Raw genomic sequence first — 22,182 nt, 5'->3', positions numbered from 1 at the left:
TATTTTTAGCTTTTCGCATAAGTGCTTGCATTAGCATCAAGTTAATTTAAGATCGCATATTATTTGCTGTAGCTAAGGGCGCACGTGACTCAATCAACCTCCTATTCAGATATTTGTATTTTAAGGCTTTCGGCTATTGGTGATGTATGTCACGCCGTATCCGCAGTGCAAGCAATTCAAAAGGCACATCCGAAGGCAAAAATTACCTGGGTGATAGGTAAAGTTGAGGCTATGTTGTTGGCTGATTTACCGGGCGTTGAATTTGTTGTATTTGATAAAAAACAGGGTAAACAGGCCTATCAGCAACTAAAAGATACTTTCAAGGGGCGTAAATTTGATGTGCTCTTACACATGCAAGTAGCACTAAGAGCAAATTTAGCAGCTCGTTGTATTCCGGCAAAAGTCAAAGTAGGGTTTGATTGGGCTCGTTCAAAAGAGTTACATAGTTTATTTATTAATAGGCGTATTGCCCCGCAATCTGAGGCACATGTCCTTGAGGGCTTTAAGGGCTTTGCTCAAGCGATTGGTGTACCTGACTATGCGCCTCACTGGCAAATGCCAATCACAGATGAACATCAACAAGCTGCTGATGCCTTATTGGGTGAAGATCGTTTAGCTGGGCGTATTTTTGTTATCTCACCTGCGGCAAGTAAAAAAGAGCGTAATTGGTTGCCCGAGCGTTATGCGGTACTTGCAGAGCACGCGTATCAGCAAGGTTTTTCGGTGGTTATCACAGGAGGACCAACACCTTTAGAAATAGAGTTGTCTGAACAAATAATTTCGCAAACGAATGCGCCTGTGCTTAACTTAGTAGGTAAAACTAAGCTTAAAGAGTTGTTGTGTGTGTTGAAGCGCGCTTCTTTAGTTTTAGCTCCTGATACGGGGCCTGCACACATGGCTGTAACTGTTGGTACACCTGTAATAGGTTTGTATGCCCATTCAAACCCGAAACGTACAGGTCCATACTTGTATCTAGATTACGTGGTTGAGGTGTACCACCAAAACTTACGTGAACAGACAGGCAAAACAGCTCAAGAGCTACCTTGGGGAACACGCGTTAAAGGAGCTGATTTAATGACGCAAATAAGCATTGATGAGGTTATAGCTATGTTTAACCGTGTTGTAGATAAAGAGCAATTGTCATGAGTAAAGTACTGTTTTTAGACCGCGATGGTGTGGTTAATGCTGATCACGGTTATGTATATAAACCGGATGAGTTTGAGTTTTTACCCGGTGTGTTTGATGCGTGCAAAAAGTTTATTGATGCAGGTTATGAAATTGTCATTGTGACTAATCAGTCAGGTATTGGGCGCGGCTACTATTCAGAACAAGACTTTTTAAACCTTACAGACTGGATGAAAGCTGAGTTTATGCGTCATGACGTGCCAATTCTTGATGTGTACTTTTGCCCGCATCATCCGACTAAAGCAGAGCCTGCCTATTTACAGGATTGTCATTGTCGTAAGCCTGCTCCTGGCATGCTGTTACAAGCCATAGAAGAGCATAGTATTACTCCCTCACAAAGTATTATGGTAGGCGATAAGCTGGGCGACTTAATTGCAGCAGAAAGAGCGCAAATCGCGACCCGTGTGCTGGTTCGTTCAGGGCAAAGTTATGCTGAATCAACAGAACAACATGCTGATTACGTATGTGAGTCTTTAGCTGATTTACCTGCTTTAATTTTACAGTCTTAGCAGGTAAGACCAGTTTTATTTCCTTAGCCTCAAGGTTTGCGACGAACTGCAAACAGTGCAATTGTTCGTCTAAGCTTTTACAATAGGCGCAAATTTTACAGTCATGCTAATCATTTCTGGTTAGATACAAGAATATTTGGAGATTACAGATGAGAGCATCTGCGTTTTTTAATCAGCTGCAACAGCAAATCGACGAAGTAAAAGCTGAAGGTTTATACAAAAGTGAACGTGTTATTACATCGCAGCAGCAAGCTCAAATTGAAGTTGCCTCAGGTGATAAGGTAATCAATTTTTGTGCGAACAACTATTTAGGTTTAGCCAATAGCCCTGAGCTGATCAAGGCCGCGCAACAAGGTTTAGATGACCATGGTTTTGGTGTTGCTTCTGTGCGTTTTATTTGTGGTACTCAAGATATTCATAAAACATTAGAGCAAAAGATTTCTGAGTTTTTAGAAACCGAAGATACGATTCTTTACTCATCTTGTTTTGATGCAAACGCTGGTTTATTCGAAACAATTCTCGGCCCAGATGATGCAATTATCTCTGATGCGCTAAACCACGCCTCAATTATTGATGGTGTTCGCCTTTGTAAAGCAAAGCGCTTCCGTTACGCTAATAACGACATGAGCGACCTTGAAAAGCAACTTATTGCTGCTGATGAAGCGGGTGCTAAAACAAAACTAATCGCAACTGACGGCGTTTTCTCAATGGACGGTGTGATTTGTAATCTTAAAGCGGTTTGTGACCTTGCTGACAAATACGATGCCTTAGTTATGGTTGATGACTCTCACGCTGTTGGTTTTGTCGGTGAAAATGGTAAAGGTACGCCGGAGTACTGTGGTGTTCTTGACCGAGTTGATATCATCACAGGTACACTTGGTAAAGCACTTGGTGGCGCATCAGGCGGTTACACATCTGGTAAAAAAGAAATTGTAGAGTGGTTACGTCAGCGTTCTCGTCCTTATCTTTTCTCAAACTCACTTGCGCCATCAATTGTTACTGCATCGATTAAAGTACTTGAAATGCTGAGCAATGGCGGTAAGTTACGCGCAAAACTTTGGGATAACGCAAAATATTTCCGTGAACAAATGGAAGCGGCAGGATTTACCTGTGCAGGTAAAGACCATGCAATTATCCCAGTTATGTTAGGCGATGCAAAAGTCGCTTCTATGATGGCAGACAAATTACTTGCCGAAGGTATTTATGTAACAGGTTTCTCATTCCCTGTTGTACCTAAAGGCCAAGCACGTATCCGTACGCAGATCTCTGCGGCGCATACAAAAGAGCAATTAGATACCGCTATTGCTGCCTTTACCCGTATTGGTAAAGAAATGGGTGTTATCTAATTTTATTTCCTAAACCGAAGCTTTTGCTTCGGTTTTGTTTAATTGAGTGTAAATCATGAAAGCATTATCTAAATTAAAAGCAGAACCAGGGATCTGGATGACTGATGCGCCAAAGCCTGAAGTTGGCCATAACGATCTGCTTATTAAAATCCGCAAAACAGCAATTTGTGGAACAGATGTCCATATTTATAAATGGGATGAGTGGGCACAAAATACAATTCCAACTCCTATGGTTGTTGGCCACGAGTATGTTGGTGAAGTAATTGATATGGGTCAGGAAGTACGTGGTTTCCAAGTAGGTGACCGTGTCTCTGGCGAAGGCCATATTACTTGTGGTCATTGCCGTAACTGCCGTGCTGGTCGTGTGCATTTATGTCGTAATACAACTGGTGTTGGTGTTAATCGTGAAGGCGCATTTGCAGAATACCTTGTGATCCCTGCTTTTAATGCATTTAAAATTCCAGATAATATCTCAGATGAATTAGCCTCAATTTTTGACCCATTTGGTAATGCAGTTCACACCGCATTGTCGTTCGATTTAGTGGGTGAAGATGTATTAATTACAGGTGCAGGCCCAATTGGTATCATGGCAGCTGCGGTTGCTAAACATGTTGGTGCGCGTCATGTAGTTATCACAGACGTAAACGAATACCGCCTAGACTTAGCACGTAAAATGGGTGCGACTCGTGCTGTAAATGTAGCAAATGAAAAGCTTGAAGATGTAATTAAAGAGCTTGGCATGACAGAGGGCTTTGATATCGGTCTTGAAATGTCAGGCGTACCTGTTGCATTTAATAGCATGCTAAATAACATGAACCACGGCGGAAAAATCGCTATGCTAGGTATTCCGCCTTCAGATATGGCGGTTGATTGGAACCAAGTTATTTTTAAAGGCCTTATCATTAAGGGTATTTATGGTCGCGAAATGTTTGAAACTTGGTATAAGATGGCGAGTCTAATTCAGTCTGGTCTTGATCTTAACCCAATTATCACGCATCAATTTTCGGTAGATGACTTCCAAAAAGGCTTTGATACAATGATTTCAGGCCAGTCTGGTAAAGTTATCCTGAATTGGGATTAAATGAAGGTCTAAAAGCCTCAAAATTAAGGCGGCTTTAGGCCGCCTTTTTAGTTTAGAGAGTATTATGTCGTATAAACATATTTCAGTTAGCGAAACCTTTTCGCTGTTAGATAAAGACGATGTCGTGATTGCCGATATTCGCGATCCGAATTCATTTCAAAGCGGGCATATTCCAGGCGCTGAGCATTTATCGAATGCAAATATCAGCGAGTTTATGATGAACAAAGAGTTTGATCAGCCAATCATCATCGTTTGTTATCATGGCGTTAGTTCTCAAGGTGCTGCGAGCTATTTAGTTGAACAAGGCTTTGAAGATGTTTACAGCATGGATGGTGGCTTTACTGCGTGGCAAACGCAACTTCCGGAGCATATAGAACGATGATTGAACTGGGCAGCATTAATAATCCGCGCGCCGCACAAGGCTTTATTGACTACATTAAAAGTAAAGGATTACAGGGTGAACTGCGCTCGCAAGATGGACAAACTGTGATTATTTGTGTTGCTCCAGAGCATTTTCATCAAGCTCAACCTTTATGGCAAGAGTTTGCTGAAAATCCCAACGATGAAAAGTACTTACAAGCTTCATGGCAGGTAGGAAGTACACAATCGCCGTTATCATATCAAGGCCAATCACTTGATTTAAAAGCGCGATTTAAGGCTTTAAGTTGGCTTAATCGTACCGTAACTTTAGTATCTATAGTCATCTTTGTTGCTTTTCTGATGGGGGGCTTTGAAACTATTTATGGCATGCTCCAATTTAACCCTGCCAAGCCACTTACTTGGCTTACTCCTGCCATTGTGCATTTTAGCTCTATCCATCTTATTTTTAATTTGATCTGGTGGATGACGCTGGGTAACGATATTGAAAAGCGCAGCGGTAAATTAACCTTAGTAGGGTTATTTTTAGTTACGGCGTTTATTAGTAATTGGGCACAATTTATAGTTGTAGGCCCTAATTTTGGTGGATTAAGTGGCGTTGTTTATGGTTTGCTAGGGTTTTGCTGGATTTATAGTGCAATGCGCCCTAACGAGCCACCTTTAGTCAGCAATAGTATTGTTGGTTTTATGTTGGTTTGGCTTATTCTGGGCTTTGTAGATATGTTGCCAGTGAGTATGGCGAATTGGGCTCACTTAGCAGGTTTGCTGGCTGGTATGGCATATGCGGTGTCTGATAAGCTGCTTACACGTAAATAAAAAAGGCGGTTAAACCGCCTTTTTTTATTAAACAAACTATTAATGGTACAAATACTTAGTAAATAACACTTCTCTGACAATTTCTTGGCCAGTTTCTTGTTTAAGTAGTGACTTTAATTTTGTAGTACAGCGTTTTCTGATTTCTTCTCGACCAGTAAGCGATTTAATGTTTTCTTCAGGCTCTTTTGAGAGTATTTCAACAATCGCATCACGCAGTAGAGGGGTGTGATGTTCAACAACGCTGATATCGGCTGTATCATTTAGCATAAGGTCAACGGTAATGCGCACGTAGCCTAGCTTTTTATTACCTTGACCTATGTAGTTGGTGATGATATCAGGCTCAAAACCAAAGTAGCCAACTTTTGACTCAGCCTGTGCAGACAGACTGGTCATTGCGCCAATTAGTAGCATACTGACTAAGTAAATTGATAACACTGATGTTTTCATAATTAAAAATATTCCACCCTTTCAATGGTTTTAGTCTATACCCAAATTCGCTTGAGATACAGGCTGTTCTGTGATTTTTAACCGTGCTTGAGATTAAATCATGACTTTTGCCAAACGTGCAGCAGTGATATCATTTGCACGGTTTTTAAAAATAATGAGTCGTTGTGATCACATTCCCAGTTTCATTAGCTGCAAATTGGCAGCCTGCTTCAGCATTTCCAGATTTGACGCAACAACAACAAGGTTGGCTGCTTGAAGCCGGTTCATTAACAGCTAAGCTCAAAAGTCACTGTCAGGCTTTTTCAGTTGAGGTACTAAACGAAGCGCCTTTTGATTTAACTGCCGAGCAACAAGCGCTACTAAATACTTCTTTAAGTCAGGCATTAAACCGCGAGGTGCTATTATTGTGCGATGGTAAACCTATGGTTTATGCGCAGAGTTGGTTACCAGCAGACGATACTTTAAAGAAACAGCAGTTGTTAAATATGGGGACGAGGCCGCTTGGCGATGTTATTTTTCAGGACCCCAGCTTGCAGCGAACAGAAATCGAGCTGGCTGAATTTTCTCAGCAGCATGCTATTCAAGCGTTAACAGCTCACCTTGGCTTACCGTCAAATTCATTGTGGGGCCGACGCAGCGTGTTCGCATTATCAAATGCTCACTTTCTTGTGGCTGAAGTGTTCTTACCTGAGGCATATATCTATTTATGAAATTAGCTGCATTACATCGCGCAAATATTCCTTATTACAAACAACTGATGCGAACGGATAAGCCAATCGGTACTTTGTTGTTATTGTGGCCAACATATTGGGCTTTATGGCTTGCTAATCAAGGCACGCCTAGTTTGTTAAATTTTGTAGTGTTTAGCTTAGGTGTCTTTGTGATGCGAAGTGCAGGTTGTGTGATCAATGACTTTGCCGATCGTAAAATCGATGGTTCAGTAAAGCGAACTGCTCAGCGCCCTCTGGCTGCAGGACTGGTTTCTAGTGCAGAGGCAATGAGTTTGTTTGTGTTACTTATTGCAGTGGCGTTCGGATTGGTTATGTTACTTAGCTGGTCAACTATTTTGCTATCATTAGGTGCTTTAGCACTGGCGTTTTGTTACCCATTTATGAAGCGTTATACCCAATTACCGCAAGTAGTGCTTGGTGCTGCATTTAGTTGGGCAATTCCGATGGCCTATATGGCATCAATTGGTTCAGTACCATTAGAAGCCTGGCTACTATTTACCGCTAATCTTGTTTGGACTGTGGCTTATGACACCATGTATGCCATGGTTGATAGAGATGACGATTTAAAAATAGGGGTTAAGTCAACGGCAATCTTGTTTGCCAGCTATGACAGACACATCATCTTTTTACTCAATGCCTTATTTATCGCGATTCTTGTTTTCATCGGCATGAGTAACCATCTTGGCTTGCCTTATTGGTTGGGTTTAGCGGCAGCGGTTGGGTTTTTACTTTATCAACAAATGCTTATTCATAAACGAGAGCGAGATCCTTGCTTCAAAGCATTTTTGAATAATCACTATGTGGGGTTAGTGATTTTTATCGGTTTAGCAGCATCCTTGCCACTGCCATTTTAATTATCTAGGTGGGTCGATAATACCGCTGATCGAGGCATTTTTTCTGAACCAACCCGCAATAGAGTAGCGAACATCATTTGCGGGTAATACCTCATGCATAAAGCGTTCGCTTTCAAACATTACCAGCATGCCAGCTTGAGGTTTTACGACAATCTCAATATCTTTACTTTTCGGCTTGTAAATCACCAACTCACCGCCAGATTCTGGCGTATTTAAGTAACAAACTGTTGTGAAAATACGGTTCGAACGACCTTTGAAGGCATCATAGTGCTTTTTATAAAAGTCACCTTGTTGATACTTTGCATAATGGCATTCGTAGTCAAATAACCCTAAATAAAAACTACGATTTAACTGCGTTTTTATTGCTTCCATGGTCGCCAGATAAGTAATTTGTGCTTGGCTTGAACTATCAAACCAAAAGGTCTTATCTTTACGGACATTTTTATCAATTTGTTGGTCGTTTAAACGACCAATACCCGCTGTGTGAAAGTGCGGATTTATACGATAGCAGTCGGCGATTAAATCATTGATTAATGTTTCATCAATCGCGTTTTCAACAATAGCATAACCAGCTTGTTCAATTGCATCTAAATAAGTGTCAGAAATCAGCTGAGCGTTCATTTATATACACAATAAAAAAAAGGTGCGTAAGTGTATCTGAAAAATAATGCGATGCACGCTTTTTATGCAGTAAATAAGTGATTAGTAAAAGACGGGAGAAGCTAGCCTGTTTAATTCAGGCTAGCAGATATAAGTGACGACTAGTGCTGGCTTGCTAAGGCCATTTTTTCAATAAGATCAAGCAAGTGACTTACATGAGAGTTGTCGTTAATTTTTTGATTTGTTTGTATAACAAGCTGCTCTTGAGCAACACCTTTGTTGGTTTTTAAAAGCTGTAAGGCCGGATCAGAAGCAACATTGTTCGCGTGTTCAATGCTAGCTATTGCAATATGGTTCGATCGTTTTAGTCCTTCCATAACTTGTTCAATACTACCTACTTTAACACTGGCTGACTTATCGAATGAATCAATGGCGTCGTTTAGCATCTGTTGTACTTGTTTCGATTGTGAAAAGCAGCTGTACATAGGGTAGTCGGCAAAATCGCGTTTGCTGATATCACTCTTATTCGCTAATGGATGATCTTTAGCAACAAATAAAATCAGTTGGTCAGGTAAATGGATATCGCTTCCTATACTATTCATTGCTTGCGAACAAACACTAATATCAATTTCACCAAGCTGTAGCTTACGCATTAGCTCGCTTTGCTCTTGTAGTTGCATCTCGATTTTTACATGAGGATACTGCGCTAAAAATTGCCCGCAAGATACAGGAACGACAGCACTGGCTTTATTAGTGTAACCAATAACAAGCTTTTCGCTTGCGCAGCCATTTAGTGATTCGAAAAGATGTTGTTTTGTTTCTTCTAGATTGTCGAGGGTTTGTTGCGCATATTCTAAGAAAATTTCACCTTCTTTGGTTAACTTAACGGAGCGGGTTGAGCGAGTTACCAGCTCATAACCAATTTCGTCTTCAAGAGTTTGAATACTCCGGGTTAACGCTGAAGTGCTTATTTGTGTTTTTTCAGCAGCTTGGCGAAAATGCCTTAATACGCCTAATGCTACAAACTGTTCAAGTTGTTCAAATCTCACTTTATATAGTCCCTTGTTATAAGTAAGCCCTACATCCAGGCAATATAATTATAATCTACAGTGGCATAGTAAATTATAGTACCTGTTTTGGGAAGTTTGTTTTACAGAAAAGTTACATCTAGTCAGGGTAACGATCTTTAATCTCAAGGAAAAGTGGTAAATTTTCAAGTAACAAGTCAACAAGATTTGGATCAAAATGTTTCGAACGTTGCTCTTTTATCAATGACAGTGCTTCATCTAAGGGCCAAGCAAGCTTGTAGCAACGGTCGCTACATAGCGCATCAAACACATCGGCAAGGGCGGTTATGCGACCAACAATGTTGATTTCATTGCCAATTAAACCTTGCGGATAACCTGAACCATCCCATTTTTCGTGATGCTGATATGAAATCAAAGCGCCGCAAGTCAGAATTTCGTTACTTGAATTTTTTAAAATTTCGTAACCCACTTCTGCATGAGTTTGCATTATTTTCCATTCTTCATCAGTTAATTTACCTGGCTTATTTAAGATGCTATCAGGAATACTAATTTTACCAATGTCATGTAGTGGTGAAGCGAGCTTGATAATTTCACATTGAAATGGACTGAGTTGTGATAGTTTTGCAAGTAATTCACTATATAAAGCAACGCGCTTAACATGGGAGCCTGTTTCTTTAGAGCGTTTTTCAACGGCTTCACCTAAAATGTAAGACAACTCTTTTTGTGATTCTTTAACCATTTCTCTAAGCTTAAGGTTGTCGTAGGCTAGGGCAATATTGTTCGCGTAAAACTCTAATAGTTGATGATCGGTTGTTTGCAGTTTACTTCCTTTATGAACATATAACATGGTCTCAAGACCTGCTTTTGTCGGAAAGTAACCAATATAGTCGGTGCTTGTTTTTAATGATGATTTACGCTCATGGGCGTCAATAAATAAACTTTTCACTTCATCTGGAATAGTATTTTGATTCGGCGTTGGTCCAACTCCCGACGCGGCTAATAGTTGAAAATCTTTCGCCGGCGAGGACTGAAAATTAACTGCTGCAGCACAATAGATTTGTGCGTCATTAATCCCCATTACATTCGTGACGTGACTCAAAATAGTGGATGCAAATTCGTTAACACTATCGCATTTTAAGAAATTAGCAGACGCATTAATAATTTGCTCTAGGCCACTTTTATGGCGATCAATAATTTGTATATCGCGATGCCCTCTGAGTGCAGAATAAAGAAGCGTCTTAATTTTTATAGCCGTTAGTTCGGTTTTATTCTTGTAATCGTTTATATCATAATCACGGATAATCGACTCTTCAGGTGCCTCTCCAGGCTGACCTGTACGCAGAATTAAGCGAATATCATGGTTTTCTATTTCATCGCGAATATATTGAATAAGCTCAAGACCTGCATGGTTTGTTTCCATGACAACATCGACAAGCGCGACTGAAAAAGGAATATTTTGCTTTAATAACTCTTTTGCTTCGGCTGCTGAATAGGCGTCATAAAAGCGCAGACCTTTATTTTCGAAAGTGAAGCCAGCTAGCACTAATTTCGTAACTTGGTGAATATCTTCTTCATCGTCAACAACAAGAATATGCCAACATTCTGATTCATCAAAAGGAACGTTATTTTCTTCTAGCTGCTCATCAGAAAATAAAAAATCTTCCACAAACACACCACTTATTGTTGCATCTCGTAACAATAAGTATAGAGGCAGAAATTTACTCTGCCTTATCAGCTACTGGTTTTTTTTCGATATTTTTTAATTCGATTTCGATGGCATCGCATGAAATGTGGATCTCATACAAAGAGGTTAAAAGTGACATCGCTAAGCAAGCTAGGCTAATCCCAAATAAGATGATGCCTGTGGTATTAAATTCTATAAATAAAGCGAACATTGATAAGGTGCACATTAAAAATGAGGCAACGCCGTATACTTGCATCACTCTTATTAACTTAATGCGCTTTCTTAAGTTGGTAATTTGTGCGACAACAAGAGGGCGAATACTTTCCCCTTCGCGCGCATTCAGTTCACGAATAAGTTGAGCGAGCACCAAAAAACGATTGGTGTAAGCGAGTAAAAGTAAAGAAATCGCAGGAAATAGTAGTCCTGGTGTCGTTAATGTCATGTAGTTACCTTGAAATAAGCATTGCGGCAAAGCTTTTGTAGTTTAGGTTTTATATTTAGAAAAGTAAAAGAGAAGTAATTTGCAAAATAAGAAATTAAATCAAACCGCTAGCTCAGAACCGTTCAAATGGGTACGAGTATTTCAGGCTGAAAACAGCCTTGAAGCGAATATTATTAAAGGGCTGTTAAACAGCAAAGGCATTGAGTGTCAGTTACAAGGTGAGCTCTTACAAGGGGCATTGGGAGAGATACCCTTTGAACAGACGGGAGTTGATATGCTTGTTTACGCATTAAAAGAGCGCCAGGCGCAAGAAATATTGTTAAACTATCAGCAAGTAAAACAATCGGCTCCTGATTGGGTGTGCCCAAAGTGTCAAGAGCTTAACGGATCAACATTTGAACTTTGTTGGTCTTGCGGGACTGTTAAAAATGACGAAAGCGAATAATTTTCAACGCATTAGAGAATTAAACTATTTACAAAAAGCAGTATTAGGTGGTGCTTTGTTAGAACGCATGCTGCCTAATTACAGTTTATTCTGTGAAGCCACAGGGTTTGGTGATGCTGCGGTTTTTCGTAGTGCTTTGAATGTTTGTTGGGAGAAGATTTTACTGCCAAAAAGTAAAATTAGCCTCGAAAAACAAATCGAAAAAATAGAGCCTAATGTGCCTGAACTAACTGATTTTGATATGTTTGGCACTTACCCTGCTATTGATACAGCAACAGCTTTACTAGGCATGTTACACGGTTTAATGGCAAAAGATGACCAAGAGTTTTTGAACATTAGTAAAATTTCACAGGCATCGGTGGCACGTTACATTGAATATCAACTTACCGTTGATGGTGAAGTAGCTGACAATAAAGCAGTTCGTGAACACCCATTAATGCAATATGAAATTGAAGTACTGGCTGAGTTAATTGATTTTGTAGAGCAAATGGGCCGAATTAGCTCTGAAAACGTAAAAGAACTCAAACAGCTTGCGGTATCAGACGGTCAAACCAACATTGGTATTGCAATTTAATATTCAGTAATGCGTATTTTCACTGTAAAATACGCGTTTATTTTTTCTTGGCGGAGTAATTGATGCGAATTTTAGGTATTGAATCATCATGTGATGAAACAGGTATTGCCATTTACGATGATGAACAAGGCTTATTAGCACATCAACTGTATAGCCAAGTAAAAGTGCATGCTGACTACGGCGGTGTTGTGCCTGAGCTTGCGTCACGTGACCACGTGCGTAAAACCTTACCTTTAATTGATGCCGCCTTTGCACAAGCGGGCTGTGGTCCAGAAGATTTAGATGGCATTGCTTATACTGCGGGCCCTGGATTGGTTGGCGCACTCCTTGTGGGTACTTCTATTGGTCGTTCTTTAGCCTATGGTTGGAATATACCAGCGGTAGCGGTTCATCATATGGAAGGTCATTTACTTGCGCCAATGCTTGAAGAAGACAAACCTGAATTTCCGTTTATCGCGTTATTAGTATCTGGCGGCCACACCATGATGGTTAAAGTATCTGGTATTGGTGAATACGAAGTATTAGGTGAGTCAGTTGATGACGCCGCAGGTGAGGCATTCGATAAAACGGCGAAATTACTTGGGCTTGATTACCCAGGAGGCCCGCGCTTGGCAAAACTTGCTGAGCAAGGTACACCTGAGCGCTTTGTATTCCCGCGTCCGATGACTGACAAACCCGGCTTAGATTTTAGTTTCAGTGGTTTAAAAACAGCTGCGTCACTCGCTATTCGTGATAGCGATGATGATGAACAAACTAAAGCGGATATTGCTCATGCATTCCAAACAGCGGTTATTGATACCCTAATTATCAAGTGTAAACGTGCATTAAAGCAAACCGGTATCAAGCGCTTAGTGATTGCTGGGGGCGTGAGTGCAAACGTGCAATTGCGTGCGCAACTTGAGCGAGTAATGCAAGGTATGAAAGGGCGTGTGTACTACCCGCGCACGGAGTTTTGTACAGATAACGGTGCGATGATCGCTTATGCAGGTATGCAGCGCTTAAAAGCAGGGCAGTTTGCTAGCCTTGATATGAAAACAAAGCCGCGCTGGCCAATAGACTCGTTAGAGGCTATTTAACATCAACCTTCTTCATGTTCAGGGGCTTTTTTCTTAGCCCCTACTTTTGGCTCTTCACCGGCGAGTAAGCGAGTGATATTTGCTCTATGACGGAAAATTATCAACACGGTTAAAAAGGTTACAGGCAACGTATACAAAGGTTTTATCCACCAAGTATAAAGAGGTGCTAACGAAACCGTGACTAACGCTGCAAGAGATGAGTAGCGCGTGATAGCAACAATTAAGATCCAAGTTGCAATTAACATCCCACCTAACGATAAACCAATGGGTAATAACGTGCCAAAAGCGGTCGCGACAGCCTTACCGCCTTTAAAACTGAAAAACAGCGGGTACATATGGCCTAAACAGGCTGCTACACCAATCAAGCCGAGCATAAGTGGCTCTATTTTTAAGAAGTAAGCACCCCAAACCGGAATGGTTCCTTTTAAAATATCAAAGACAAGTACAAGTACAGCAGGGACTTTTCCACCTAAGCGATAGACATTCGTTGCACCGGGGTTGTTCGATCCGTGACTGCGTGGGTCCGGTAGTTTAAACAGCCGAGAGACAAGGATTGCGGATGAGACCGATCCCAGTGAATAGGCTAAAACTAACATTAGGGCTGTTAACACGCGCTTCCTTATTTTTAAATCTGCACTTTTGGGCTATCATTGGCGGCAAAACCATCTGCCACTATTTTTGAGTAGAACATGTGAGCAATAATGCATCGCATCTACCCGTTATTGTAGGGGTAATTTTTATATATTAAAACAGTATGACAACTTATAGCGCGGATTATTCAAATCAATAAGCGTTTAGTATGAGAGGTGTTTTAATATTTATGTCACTTGGAGTATCAATGGACAAGGTATATATATCACAATTGCATGTAGACACCATTATCGGTGTGTATGATTTTGAAAAAGAAAGTAAACAAAGCCTGTATTTTGATATTGAAATGCTATGTGATATTTCTGCGGCAGCTGCAACTGATGATATTAACCTTGCACTTGATTATGCAAAAGTCAGCGAGCGGGTTATCGCTCATACAACAGCAAAACCAGTAGAGCTGCTTGAAACCTTAGTTGAACAATTAGCGGCCATTATCTTAACTGAGTTTGCAACTGAGCAAGTGACCATTCGCGTGAGTAAACCTGCAGCAGTGCCACAAGCCAAAACGGTGGGAGTCGAAATCACCCGTCGCAAGGCATATTAACATGGCGCAAATTTTTATTAGTTTAGGCTCTAACGTTAATAAAGAGCATTATATTCGCCAGGCGCTTGATGCTCTAAAAGTATATTTTCCTGATTTTATTCACTCATCAGTTTTTGAAAGTGAAGCGGTCGGTTTTGCAGGCAGTAACTTTTATAACTCAGTATTAGGGGCGCAAACCGATATGCCACTACCTGAACTGTGTAAGTTATTGAAAGAAATTGAGCTTGAAAATGGCCGTACCCGTGATGACAAAAAGTTTAGTCCACGAACGCTTGACCTAGATCTTTTATTTTATGATGACGTAATTTGTGATTCGCCTGCACAGTTACCTCGCGATGAAATTACCAAAAATGCATTTGTTCTTCAGCCTTTAGCTGAAATAGCCCCTGATTTTTTTCACCCTGTAGCAAAATGCACGCTAGCAGAGCTATGGGATAATTATAATAATCCGCAACAAAAACTATGGAAGGTGGAGTTTTCTTACCCATGAGTATTATTGAGATAATTGTTTTAGCCTTAATTCAAGGATTGACTGAGTTTTTACCTATTTCGAGCTCAGCACATTTAATTTTACCTTCGCAAGTTTTAGGTTGGCACGATCAAGGTTTAGCATTTGATGTGGCCGTTCATGTCGGTACTTTAGGTGCCGTGGTATTGTATTTCCGTAAAGAAGTGGTAGACATTCTAGGCGCGTGGTTTAAATCGTTTGGCTCTCAAGGTGCCACCGATGACAGCCGCTTAGGCTGGTGGATTATTGTCGCAACCATTCCTGCATTATTAATTGGTTATTTGTTTAAAGATTTCGTTGAAAGTTACTCGCGAAATGCGTGGGTTATTGCCACCTCTACCATCGTGTTTGGTTTGTTACTTTGGTATGCCGATGTAAAAGCAAAGCAAGTTAAGAATATTTACCAAATCAATTTTTTCAGTGCGCTATTGTTAGGCTTTTCACAAGTGCTGGCTATGGTATTCCCTGGGACATCGCGTTCAGGAATTACCATCACCGTAGGTTTAATGTTGGGCCTTAATAAGCAAAGTGCTGCGCGTTTTTCATTTTTAATGTCAATTCCGGTCATTGCAGCAGCGGGTTCCTATTATGTGTATCAGCTTGCAACAGCGGGCGAGGCGATTGATTGGCATGCGATTTTACTCGGCGCTGGCTTATCATTTGTATCAGCTTATGCGTGTATTTTCTTTTTCTTAAAAGTTATTGAGCGCATGGGTATGATGCCATTTGTTATCTACCGCTTGTTACTTGGTGTTGGTTTGTTTGCATTCTTAATGCTGTAAATAACCATTCAACTTAATTCGAAAAACACCTCAAATTTGAGGTGTTTTTTATGATGGCTATTTGGCAATACTCTATTGACCGCTAGTCATGGTAAGTAAAGCTTATATTTGGCATTATAACGCCTTAGTTTATCTCTCATTCATTTTGCTCAGGACAGTAGATGCATATTCATATTCTTGGAATTTGTGGCACCTTTATGGGTGGTATTGCCGCAATCGCTAAATCGTTAGGTCATACAGTGACAGGCTCTGATCAAAATGTGTACCCACCGATGAGCACGCAATTAGAAGAGCTAGGTATTACGCTCACCCAAGGTTATGACGTTGCTCAACTAGAGCCTGCGCCAGATATGGTAGTAATTGGTAACGCTATGAGCCGAGGCAACCCTTGTGTTGAATACGTGCTTGATAAAGGCTTACCTTATACTTCAGGTCCTGAATGGTTAAAGCATAATCTGTTGCAAAATTCGTGGGTGTTAGCTGTCGCTGGTACACACGGTAAAACAACAACAGCGAGCATGTTAGCCTGGTTATTAGAGTATGCAGGAATGAAGCCAGGCTTTTTAATTGGTGGGATAGTACAAAATTTTGGCGTGTCAGCACGGGTTGGTGAAACGCCATTTTTTGTTATCGAAGCCGATGAGTACGACACGGCATTTTTTGATAAACGCAGTAAATTTGTTCATTACTTACCACGTACCTTAATTCTTAATAACCTTGAATTTGATCACGCTGATATTTTTGAAGATTTAAACGCAATAAAGAAACAATTTCATCACTTGATGCGTACATTACCCTGTAGCGGTAAGGTTATTTGGCCAAGCCAAGATGAAGCCTTACAAGATGTGATTGAGCGTGGTCTTTGGAGCGAAAGCGAAACGCTGGCAGGTGATTGGGATTACCGTTTACTGAAAGCTGATGGTAGCGAATTTGAAGTGCTACTTGAGGGAGAAGTTCAAGGCGTTGTTAGTTGGCAAGCGATGGGCGAGCATAATGTGAAAAATGCTATCATGGCTATTGCAGCAGCGCGCCATGTCGGGATTGCCGTACCAGTCAGTATTGCGGGGTTGGCTGAGTTTATTTCTCCTAAGCGCCGTATGGAGCTTAAAGCCGATATTAACTCGATTAAGGTGTATGACGATTTTGCCCATCACCCAACGGCAATTAAAACAACTTTGGCAGGGCTTCGTGCAAAAGTGGGCGATGAGAAGATTATTGCCATTTTAGAGCCTCGTTCAAATACCATGAAAATGGGCGTGCATCAGCAAACCTTGATTGACTCACTTGAAGCTGCCGATGAGGTGTATTTATTTGAACCAGACAATTTAAGCTGGTCACTCAAAGAATACGCCGCTGCGGCAGGTATGCATTGTAGCTCTAGCACTGAAGAAATTATTAAACACGTGGTTGCAGGTAAAGCGCCTAAGCAGCATGTTTTAATTATGAGTAATGGTGGCTTTGAGGGAATTCATCAGCGCTTAATTACCGCTCTTGAACACAACTAACCGGTATATGGAGCGTCAAAATATGCAATTTAAAGATAAAATAACCTTAGCTTTTAGCGGTGCCTCTGGTGCGCCATACGGTTTACGGTTATTAGAAGTGTTACTTCAGCAGCAGTTTCAGGTGTATGTACTCATTTCAAGTGCAGCTCGAGTGGTTTTTGATACAGAATCGAATATCAAGCTATCGGGTAACGAAGATAAAGCGACAGAACAGTTAAGCACGCTTTTTAATGCTGCGCCTGAACAACTAAAGGTGTTTGGTAAAGACAACTGGTTTAGTCCTGTTGCGTCGGGCTCTGCTGCACCGAAAAAAATGGTGGTTTGTCCGTGTAGTGCAGGTTCAGTGTCTGCAATTGCGGTAGGTGCGTCAGATAACTTACTTGAACGCGCCGCCGACGTGGTTATTAAAGAACGGGGGCAGCTGATTTTAGTCCCGCGTGAAACGCCATTTAGCGAAATTCATCTTGAAAACATGCTGAAACTAGCAAGGCTAGGCGTAACCATTATGCCTGCGGCACCGGGTTTTTATCATCAGCCAGAGCAGATTTCTGACTTGGTTGATTTTATGGTGGCGCGAATTTTAGATCATTTAAACATTGAACATACTCTGACCAAGCGTTGGGGTTATGGAGAGGGCAAACAGTGAGCGAAAAAACGATCGCATTAAATATTGAAGGCCTAAAAAAGGTTTATAAAAATGGTGTTGAAGCCGTAAAGGGCATCGACTTACAAGTTCAACAGGGCGATTTCTTTGCTTTACTTGGTCCGAACGGTGCCGGTAAATCAACTACCATTGGTGTTATCTCATCGTTAGTGAACAAAAGCGCTGGCCGTGTCCAGGTGTTTGGGCATGACATTGATACAGATTTAGAAGCCGCTAAGTCTGAACTAGGTTTAGTGCCGCAAGAGTTTAATTTTAGTCAATTTGAAACACTGAACCAAATTTTGGTTAACCAAGCGGGCTATTATGGTGTACCAAGAAAGCTGGCGCATGAGCGTGCTGAAAAGTATCTAAAGCAACTGGGTTTATTTGAGAAAAAAGATAAGCAAGCGCGTACGCTGTCAGGTGGTATGAAGCGCCGTTTAATGATTGCTCGTGCACTGATGCATGAACCTAAATTACTTATTTTAGATGAGCCAACAGCCGGTGTTGATATTGAGCTACGCCGCTCGATGTGGGATTTTCTTCGCGAGATAAATAAGCAAGGTGTGACCATCATCTTGACTACTCACTACCTAGAAGAAGCTGAGCTGTTATGTAAAAACATCGCGATTATCGACAGTGGCGTGATTGTTGAAAACACCACTATCAAAGCGCTACTTGCCAAGCTCGATAAAGAGACCTTTGTACTTGATTTAAAGCAGCCAGTGCAGCCAATTAGCATTGAAGGTTACCAATACACACTGACTGATGATCACACTTTAGAAGTTGAAGTGGCGAAGTCTCAGGGCTTAAACCAGGTGTTTAGTGCGCTGACTGAACAAGGTAATACTGTGCTGAGTATGCGAAATAAAGCAAACCGTTTAGAAGAGCTGTTTGTAGGGTTATTAGAACAAGGGCGAGGCGAATAATGTTTAAATATGGAGTAGCGCTAAAAAGTATTTGGATCAAAGAGTGTATTCGCTTTTTACGTATTTGGGTGCAAACCTTAGTTCCGCCAGCAATCACGATGAGCCTTTATTTTGTTATTTTTGGTAATCTGATTGGTTCGCGTATCGGTGATATGGGTGGCTTTACTTACATGGAGTTTATTGTACCGGGTCTGATTATGATGTCGGTGATCACTAACTCTTACTCTAATGTTGCCTCGAGTTTTTATTCGACTAAATTTCAAAAAAGCATTGAAGAGCTCTTAGTTGCACCAGTGCCAAACTACATTATCGTACTTGGCTACATGGGCGGTGGTATGACACGAGGCATGCTAGTTGGTTTAATTGTTACCTGTGTATCATTGCTGTTTGTTGATATCCAAATTCATAATATTTTTGTGATCATGGCGACGGTTATTTTAACCTCAGCGGTATTTGCTTTAGGTGGCCTCATTAACGCAATTTATGCAAATAGCTTTGATGATATTAGTATTATTCCAACCTTCATTCTTACTCCACTAACTTATTTAGGCGGAGTGTTTTACTCAATCAGCTTGTTACCGGAGTTTTGGCAAGGTGTATCGCAAGTGAATCCAATCATCTATATGGTCAATGCATTTAGATTTGGCTTTTTAGGCGTGTCTGATGTCGATTTATCGGTAGCTTTTGGGGTACTTGGTTTATTTATTGTGGGTTTATTTACTTTAGCGTTAACGCTTATTAAACGTGGTGTGGGGCTTAGACACTAATGACGGATGCAAATTCGAGAAGTATTGTATCGAATCAGCCTGGCTTACATGAAAAGTTAGACGAAATAGTTTTAAAGCACTTAAGTGCGGATTTTAAAAAGCCGATTGCACAGCACACGCAAGCGGCTTTTGATGAGGTAAATGAAAAGGTTCAAGCGTTTGACGGGCCTATAATCCTTGATTCGTGTTGTGGTGTAGGTGAAAGTACGGCTAACTTAGCTAAGCGTCACCCTGATGCGTTGGTGATTGGTATAGATAAGTCATCTCATCGCTTAGAGAAGCATGAGATAGAGTATAAGCAAACCGATGCGGGCCAGTATATTTTAGTGCAAGCAGACTTAAACGACTTTTGGCGTTTAGCGGTAGCTGCTAATTGGCAACCGACGCATCATTATTTGCTATACCCAAATCCATGGCCGAAAGCAAAGCACTTGCAAAGGCGCTGGCATGGCGCTGCTATTTTTCCGTTTATCATTAAATTAGGCGGTCGTTTAGAGCTCAGAAGCAATTGGGATATTTACGTGAAGGAATTTGCCCGCTCGCTCGAGCTTGCAGGACATCCTTGTGATGTTCAATTATATGAGAGCGATATAGCAATCACGCCATTTGAACGTAAATACTGGGCTAGCGGTCAGCAAAGCCACCGTTTAGTGATCAACCTTTAATGAATGTAGGGAGCTGGCGATGAAAAGTGGCTCCCCTGCATTAAATTAATCCCCGCACGAGACAGCGCGTCAGCAATTTGTTCGTTATCCACTTGCTCAGCGATAACTTGCAGGTTTAGCTGATTAGCGTACTTTACTAAATTCTCAATAAACAAAAAGTTATCATTATTACTATGAATTTGACTCACAAGATTTTTATCGAGTTTTAAACCATCGATCTCTAATTTTAGAATATGCGGTAAGTTTGAAAAGCCTGAGCCAAACTCATTAATAAACACCTGCGCTCCCTTATTTTTTAAAAGGCTAATAAAGGTTTTTACCTCACTAAAATAAGCAATAGCATCGCTTTCATGAAATTGAAAAATAATGTTATGAGGCTGTGGGTAGCGTCTTAGTTGCTGTTCGAAAAACTCACTTAAGCTTGGATCAAGAATATCTTGCGCGGTGATGTTAATGCTCCAGCTTAGGTTGGTTTTTCTAAAATGCTCAACACAACGGGTAAACATAGTACGTCTTAACAGCCCATCCATACGTGAGCGTTTGAGCACCGTCATAAAGTAGTCAGGACTATGAATACGGCCTTGGGCACTGGCTAATCTCGCTAGACATTGGTAGTGCTCAATCTGCTCAGTGTTGGTATCATAAATAGCTTGAAAGTAAGGCACAATGCGATTGTTATCAAATGCTTCTTTCACCTCTTTGGCAAGCGTTACATTATTTCTAAAGCGCTCTTCGACTTGTTTAAAAACATTTTCATAGCGAACAACTCGCTGATTATTAAACTTTGCTTGCTGTAAGGCTATGTGGGCATTTTCGATAAGCATAAGCTTGTTGCCAGATGCAATGCCTGCATACAAGCTAACGTAAATGAACGGTTCTTTTAACACCGGGATCGCATTGTTGAAGGTGTTAATTATTTCTTCTAATTCTTTGTCAGAGCTGCGCGTTTGCAACAAAGCTATCTTATTCGTGGCAAGGCGATAGGCAAAGCAGTCATTCGGCAAACGTGCTTGGAAGTAGCCAAGTAAACTTGCCATAACTTTATCGCTGACTTCGGTACCGTAAAAGCTACTGATATCGTCTAATTCATTAATGACGATAACCGCGAGCTCCATGCGATATTTTGTTGTCTTTTTTAAGTAATACTCTAGCGCTACATGGTTGGCAAAGCCTGTGCGAGCATCTGTTGATAGTGAGCGTTTGAGTTGTAAAAAATAGAGGCCTGCAATTAATACTGCTATAAAGAAAAAGAAACAGGCTGTAATTGCTGCGCGAGTAACACTGTATTGTAGTTGCTGATTAAAATCGCTAAGTGTTATGTCTGCACCGGTGATGTAGGTCTGGCCGTTGTTATCGACAAAGGTTACGAAAATACTTTTAAAGTAGCCCCATTGATCTTGTGAAATTTCATAAACAGGTTCTGTTGAATTAAAGGCTTCTTTATTTAATTCTGTTGCTTCAGGGTAGATGTCAAAAAACTCGGTAACTTTGCCTGTATTTTGATCTTTTTGAGTATAGCTTGAAGCACTGAAGTAGACGGTATCATCACGCTTAACCATGGCATAGACATAGGCAAGTTGCATTTGTTTTGCATACTCAGAGAGTGCGCGACTTTTTTCTTTGTATACAGCAGGAGAGATAGCTAAACCAGCATTAACTCGATCATGGTAATCATCACCTAAGATATGTTTTACACTCACAGCAGCATTAAATAATTTGTTATCAACATGCGTGATTATTTCATTGCGAGTGGTTTCATAGGTATAGTAAATGTAACCAAATAAGCTAACAAAAAAAGCGGCAAAGCCATAAAGTAGCCAGCTGGTTTTTTGCATTCCTTTGGGCATAAGTGCTCCCTTAGCTGTTATTACTTGATTATACTGAAAAAAGACTTAATCGATAGTATAAAATTACCGCAAATGTCATTTTTAGATCACTTTTTTGTCATCGAAGACGTGGCTTTTTTGCTTTAGACGAGACATTTTCGTGATA

26 protein-coding genes are annotated in these 22,182 nt (G+C 40.8%); 19 read left to right on the top strand and 7 right to left on the bottom strand.

Annotated elements, in window-relative coordinates; translation table 11 throughout:
• The first annotated feature begins 84 nt into the window (after positions 1–84).
• The 6 genes from AAEU31_RS06890 to glpG all read left to right on the top strand — a co-directional run bounded on the left by AAEU31_RS06890 (position 85) and on the right by glpG (position 5,315).
• Positions 85–1,146: a glycosyltransferase family 9 protein gene (locus tag AAEU31_RS06890; protein ID WP_421966844.1), complete on the top strand. Its 1,062-nt coding sequence runs from the start codon at positions 85–87 to the stop codon at positions 1,144–1,146.
• A complete protein-coding gene (gene gmhB / locus AAEU31_RS06885; RefSeq protein ID WP_138557234.1) occupies positions 1,143–1,694 on the top strand; it encodes a D-glycero-beta-D-manno-heptose 1,7-bisphosphate 7-phosphatase in 552 nt (183 codons plus the stop codon). Before AAEU31_RS06890 ends, gmhB begins: the two co-directional genes overlap by 4 nt.
• Before the next feature lie 149 nt (positions 1,695–1,843).
• The gene (locus AAEU31_RS06880; protein WP_421966843.1) at positions 1,844–3,040 is read left to right on the top strand and encodes a glycine C-acetyltransferase; all 1,197 of its coding nucleotides are present in this window, start codon (positions 1,844–1,846) and stop codon (positions 3,038–3,040) included.
• A 55-nt stretch (positions 3,041–3,095) separates the two neighbouring features.
• Positions 3,096–4,121, top strand: a complete 1,026-nt coding sequence (gene tdh / locus AAEU31_RS06875) for an L-threonine 3-dehydrogenase (protein WP_421966842.1) — start codon at positions 3,096–3,098, stop codon at positions 4,119–4,121.
• A 64-nt stretch (positions 4,122–4,185) separates the two neighbouring features.
• On the top strand, positions 4,186–4,503 hold the full coding sequence (glpE, locus tag AAEU31_RS06870; protein ID WP_199526330.1) for a thiosulfate sulfurtransferase GlpE: 318 nt from the start codon (positions 4,186–4,188) through the stop codon (positions 4,501–4,503).
• The gene (gene glpG / locus AAEU31_RS06865) at positions 4,500–5,315 is read left to right on the top strand and encodes a rhomboid family intramembrane serine protease GlpG (protein ID WP_135926080.1); all 816 of its coding nucleotides are present in this window, start codon (positions 4,500–4,502) and stop codon (positions 5,313–5,315) included. The genes glpE and glpG overlap by 4 nt, the downstream gene beginning before the upstream one ends.
• 39 nt (positions 5,316–5,354) lie before the next feature.
• Here glpG and AAEU31_RS06860 read toward each other — a convergent pair whose 3' ends face one another.
• The gene (locus AAEU31_RS06860; protein ID WP_249930199.1) at positions 5,355–5,726 is read right to left on the bottom strand and encodes a flagellar basal body-associated protein FliL; all 372 of its coding nucleotides are present in this window, start codon (positions 5,724–5,726) and stop codon (positions 5,355–5,357) included.
• Between the two features lie 200 nt (positions 5,727–5,926).
• On the opposite strand from AAEU31_RS06860, the gene AAEU31_RS06855 reads away from it, so the two are divergent.
• Positions 5,927–6,472 carry a chorismate--pyruvate lyase family protein gene (locus tag AAEU31_RS06855; protein WP_421966841.1) on the top strand — a complete coding sequence of 182 codons (546 nt, stop codon included), beginning with the start codon at positions 5,927–5,929 and terminating at the stop codon, positions 6,470–6,472.
• Positions 6,469–7,347, top strand: a complete 879-nt coding sequence (gene ubiA, locus AAEU31_RS06850; protein ID WP_421966840.1) for a 4-hydroxybenzoate octaprenyltransferase — start codon at positions 6,469–6,471, stop codon at positions 7,345–7,347. The genes AAEU31_RS06855 and ubiA overlap by 4 nt, the downstream gene beginning before the upstream one ends.
• Here the strand turns inward: ubiA and AAEU31_RS06845 are convergent, their stop codons facing one another.
• The 4 genes from AAEU31_RS06845 to AAEU31_RS06830 form a co-directional block, all read right to left on the bottom strand.
• On the bottom strand, positions 7,348–7,968 hold the full coding sequence (locus AAEU31_RS06845) for a 2OG-Fe(II) oxygenase (protein WP_135926076.1): 621 nt from the start codon (positions 7,966–7,968) through the stop codon (positions 7,348–7,350).
• 140 nt (positions 7,969–8,108) lie between these two features.
• Positions 8,109–8,996, bottom strand: a complete 888-nt coding sequence (locus AAEU31_RS06840) for a LysR family transcriptional regulator (protein ID WP_135926075.1) — start codon at positions 8,994–8,996, stop codon at positions 8,109–8,111.
• A gap of 118 nt (positions 8,997–9,114) precedes the next feature.
• Positions 9,115–10,641 (bottom strand): DUF3369 domain-containing protein, encoded by a 1,527-nt coding sequence (locus tag AAEU31_RS06835; RefSeq protein ID WP_421966839.1) that lies wholly within the window; start codon positions 10,639–10,641, stop codon positions 9,115–9,117.
• A gap of 52 nt (positions 10,642–10,693) precedes the next feature.
• Positions 10,694–11,101, bottom strand: a complete 408-nt coding sequence (locus AAEU31_RS06830) for a DUF2721 domain-containing protein (RefSeq protein WP_135926073.1) — start codon at positions 11,099–11,101, stop codon at positions 10,694–10,696.
• 79 nt (positions 11,102–11,180) lie between these two features.
• Between AAEU31_RS06830 and AAEU31_RS06825 the strand changes: the two genes are divergently transcribed.
• The 3 genes from AAEU31_RS06825 (at position 11,181) to tsaD (ending at position 13,196) form a co-directional block, all read left to right on the top strand.
• Entirely contained in the window at positions 11,181–11,546 is a 366-nt protein-coding gene (locus AAEU31_RS06825) for a putative signal transducing protein (protein ID WP_135926072.1), read from the top strand.
• Entirely contained in the window at positions 11,530–12,120 is a 591-nt protein-coding gene (locus tag AAEU31_RS06820; RefSeq protein ID WP_135926071.1) for a YjaG family protein, read from the top strand. Before AAEU31_RS06825 ends, AAEU31_RS06820 begins: the two co-directional genes overlap by 17 nt.
• A gap of 62 nt (positions 12,121–12,182) precedes the next feature.
• Positions 12,183–13,196 carry a tRNA (adenosine(37)-N6)-threonylcarbamoyltransferase complex transferase subunit TsaD gene (tsaD, locus tag AAEU31_RS06815; RefSeq protein WP_135926070.1) on the top strand — a complete coding sequence of 338 codons (1,014 nt, stop codon included), beginning with the start codon at positions 12,183–12,185 and terminating at the stop codon, positions 13,194–13,196.
• 2 nt (positions 13,197–13,198) lie between these two features.
• Here tsaD and plsY read toward each other — a convergent pair whose 3' ends face one another.
• Positions 13,199–13,807, bottom strand: a complete 609-nt coding sequence (gene plsY / locus AAEU31_RS06810) for a glycerol-3-phosphate 1-O-acyltransferase PlsY (RefSeq protein ID WP_421966838.1) — start codon at positions 13,805–13,807, stop codon at positions 13,199–13,201.
• Positions 13,808–14,034: 227 nt separating this feature from the next.
• Between plsY and folB the strand changes: the two genes are divergently transcribed.
• The 8 genes from folB (at position 14,035) to trmB (ending at position 20,190) form a co-directional block, all read left to right on the top strand.
• On the top strand, positions 14,035–14,391 hold the full coding sequence (gene folB, locus AAEU31_RS06805; RefSeq protein ID WP_135926068.1) for a dihydroneopterin aldolase: 357 nt from the start codon (positions 14,035–14,037) through the stop codon (positions 14,389–14,391).
• A 1-nt stretch (position 14,392) separates the two neighbouring features.
• Entirely contained in the window at positions 14,393–14,881 is a 489-nt protein-coding gene (folK, locus tag AAEU31_RS06800; protein WP_421966837.1) for a 2-amino-4-hydroxy-6-hydroxymethyldihydropteridine diphosphokinase, read from the top strand.
• Positions 14,878–15,681: an undecaprenyl-diphosphate phosphatase gene (locus AAEU31_RS06795; RefSeq protein ID WP_063703109.1), complete on the top strand. Its 804-nt coding sequence runs from the start codon at positions 14,878–14,880 to the stop codon at positions 15,679–15,681. Before folK ends, AAEU31_RS06795 begins: the two co-directional genes overlap by 4 nt.
• 161 nt (positions 15,682–15,842) lie before the next feature.
• Positions 15,843–17,186: a UDP-N-acetylmuramate:L-alanyl-gamma-D-glutamyl-meso-diaminopimelate ligase gene (gene mpl, locus AAEU31_RS06790; protein WP_138557238.1), complete on the top strand. Its 1,344-nt coding sequence runs from the start codon at positions 15,843–15,845 to the stop codon at positions 17,184–17,186.
• Positions 17,187–17,208: 22 nt separating this feature from the next.
• Positions 17,209–17,832: a flavin prenyltransferase UbiX gene (locus AAEU31_RS06785; protein ID WP_135926065.1), complete on the top strand. Its 624-nt coding sequence runs from the start codon at positions 17,209–17,211 to the stop codon at positions 17,830–17,832.
• Positions 17,829–18,758: an ABC transporter ATP-binding protein gene (locus AAEU31_RS06780; protein WP_055021568.1), complete on the top strand. Its 930-nt coding sequence runs from the start codon at positions 17,829–17,831 to the stop codon at positions 18,756–18,758. Before AAEU31_RS06785 ends, AAEU31_RS06780 begins: the two co-directional genes overlap by 4 nt.
• Positions 18,758–19,525, top strand: a complete 768-nt coding sequence (locus AAEU31_RS06775; protein ID WP_135926064.1) for an ABC transporter permease — start codon at positions 18,758–18,760, stop codon at positions 19,523–19,525. The genes AAEU31_RS06780 and AAEU31_RS06775 overlap by 1 nt, the downstream gene beginning before the upstream one ends.
• Positions 19,525–20,190, top strand: a complete 666-nt coding sequence (gene trmB, locus AAEU31_RS06770; protein WP_421966836.1) for a tRNA (guanine(46)-N(7))-methyltransferase TrmB — start codon at positions 19,525–19,527, stop codon at positions 20,188–20,190. The genes AAEU31_RS06775 and trmB overlap by 1 nt, the downstream gene beginning before the upstream one ends.
• Here trmB and AAEU31_RS06765 read toward each other — a convergent pair.
• Complete coding sequence (locus AAEU31_RS06765; RefSeq protein ID WP_421966835.1) at positions 20,187–22,037, bottom strand: bifunctional diguanylate cyclase/phosphodiesterase; 1,851 nt, start codon at positions 22,035–22,037, stop codon at positions 20,187–20,189. The genes trmB and AAEU31_RS06765 overlap by 4 nt on opposite strands.
• Positions 22,038–22,182 lie beyond the last annotated feature (145 nt).

Source organism: Pseudoalteromonas thalassia, from assembly GCF_049257215.1.
GTDB classification, from domain to species: Bacteria; Pseudomonadota; Gammaproteobacteria; order Enterobacterales; family Alteromonadaceae; genus Pseudoalteromonas; species Pseudoalteromonas lipolytica_C.
This window is presented reverse-complemented; position numbering and strand designations above follow the sequence as displayed.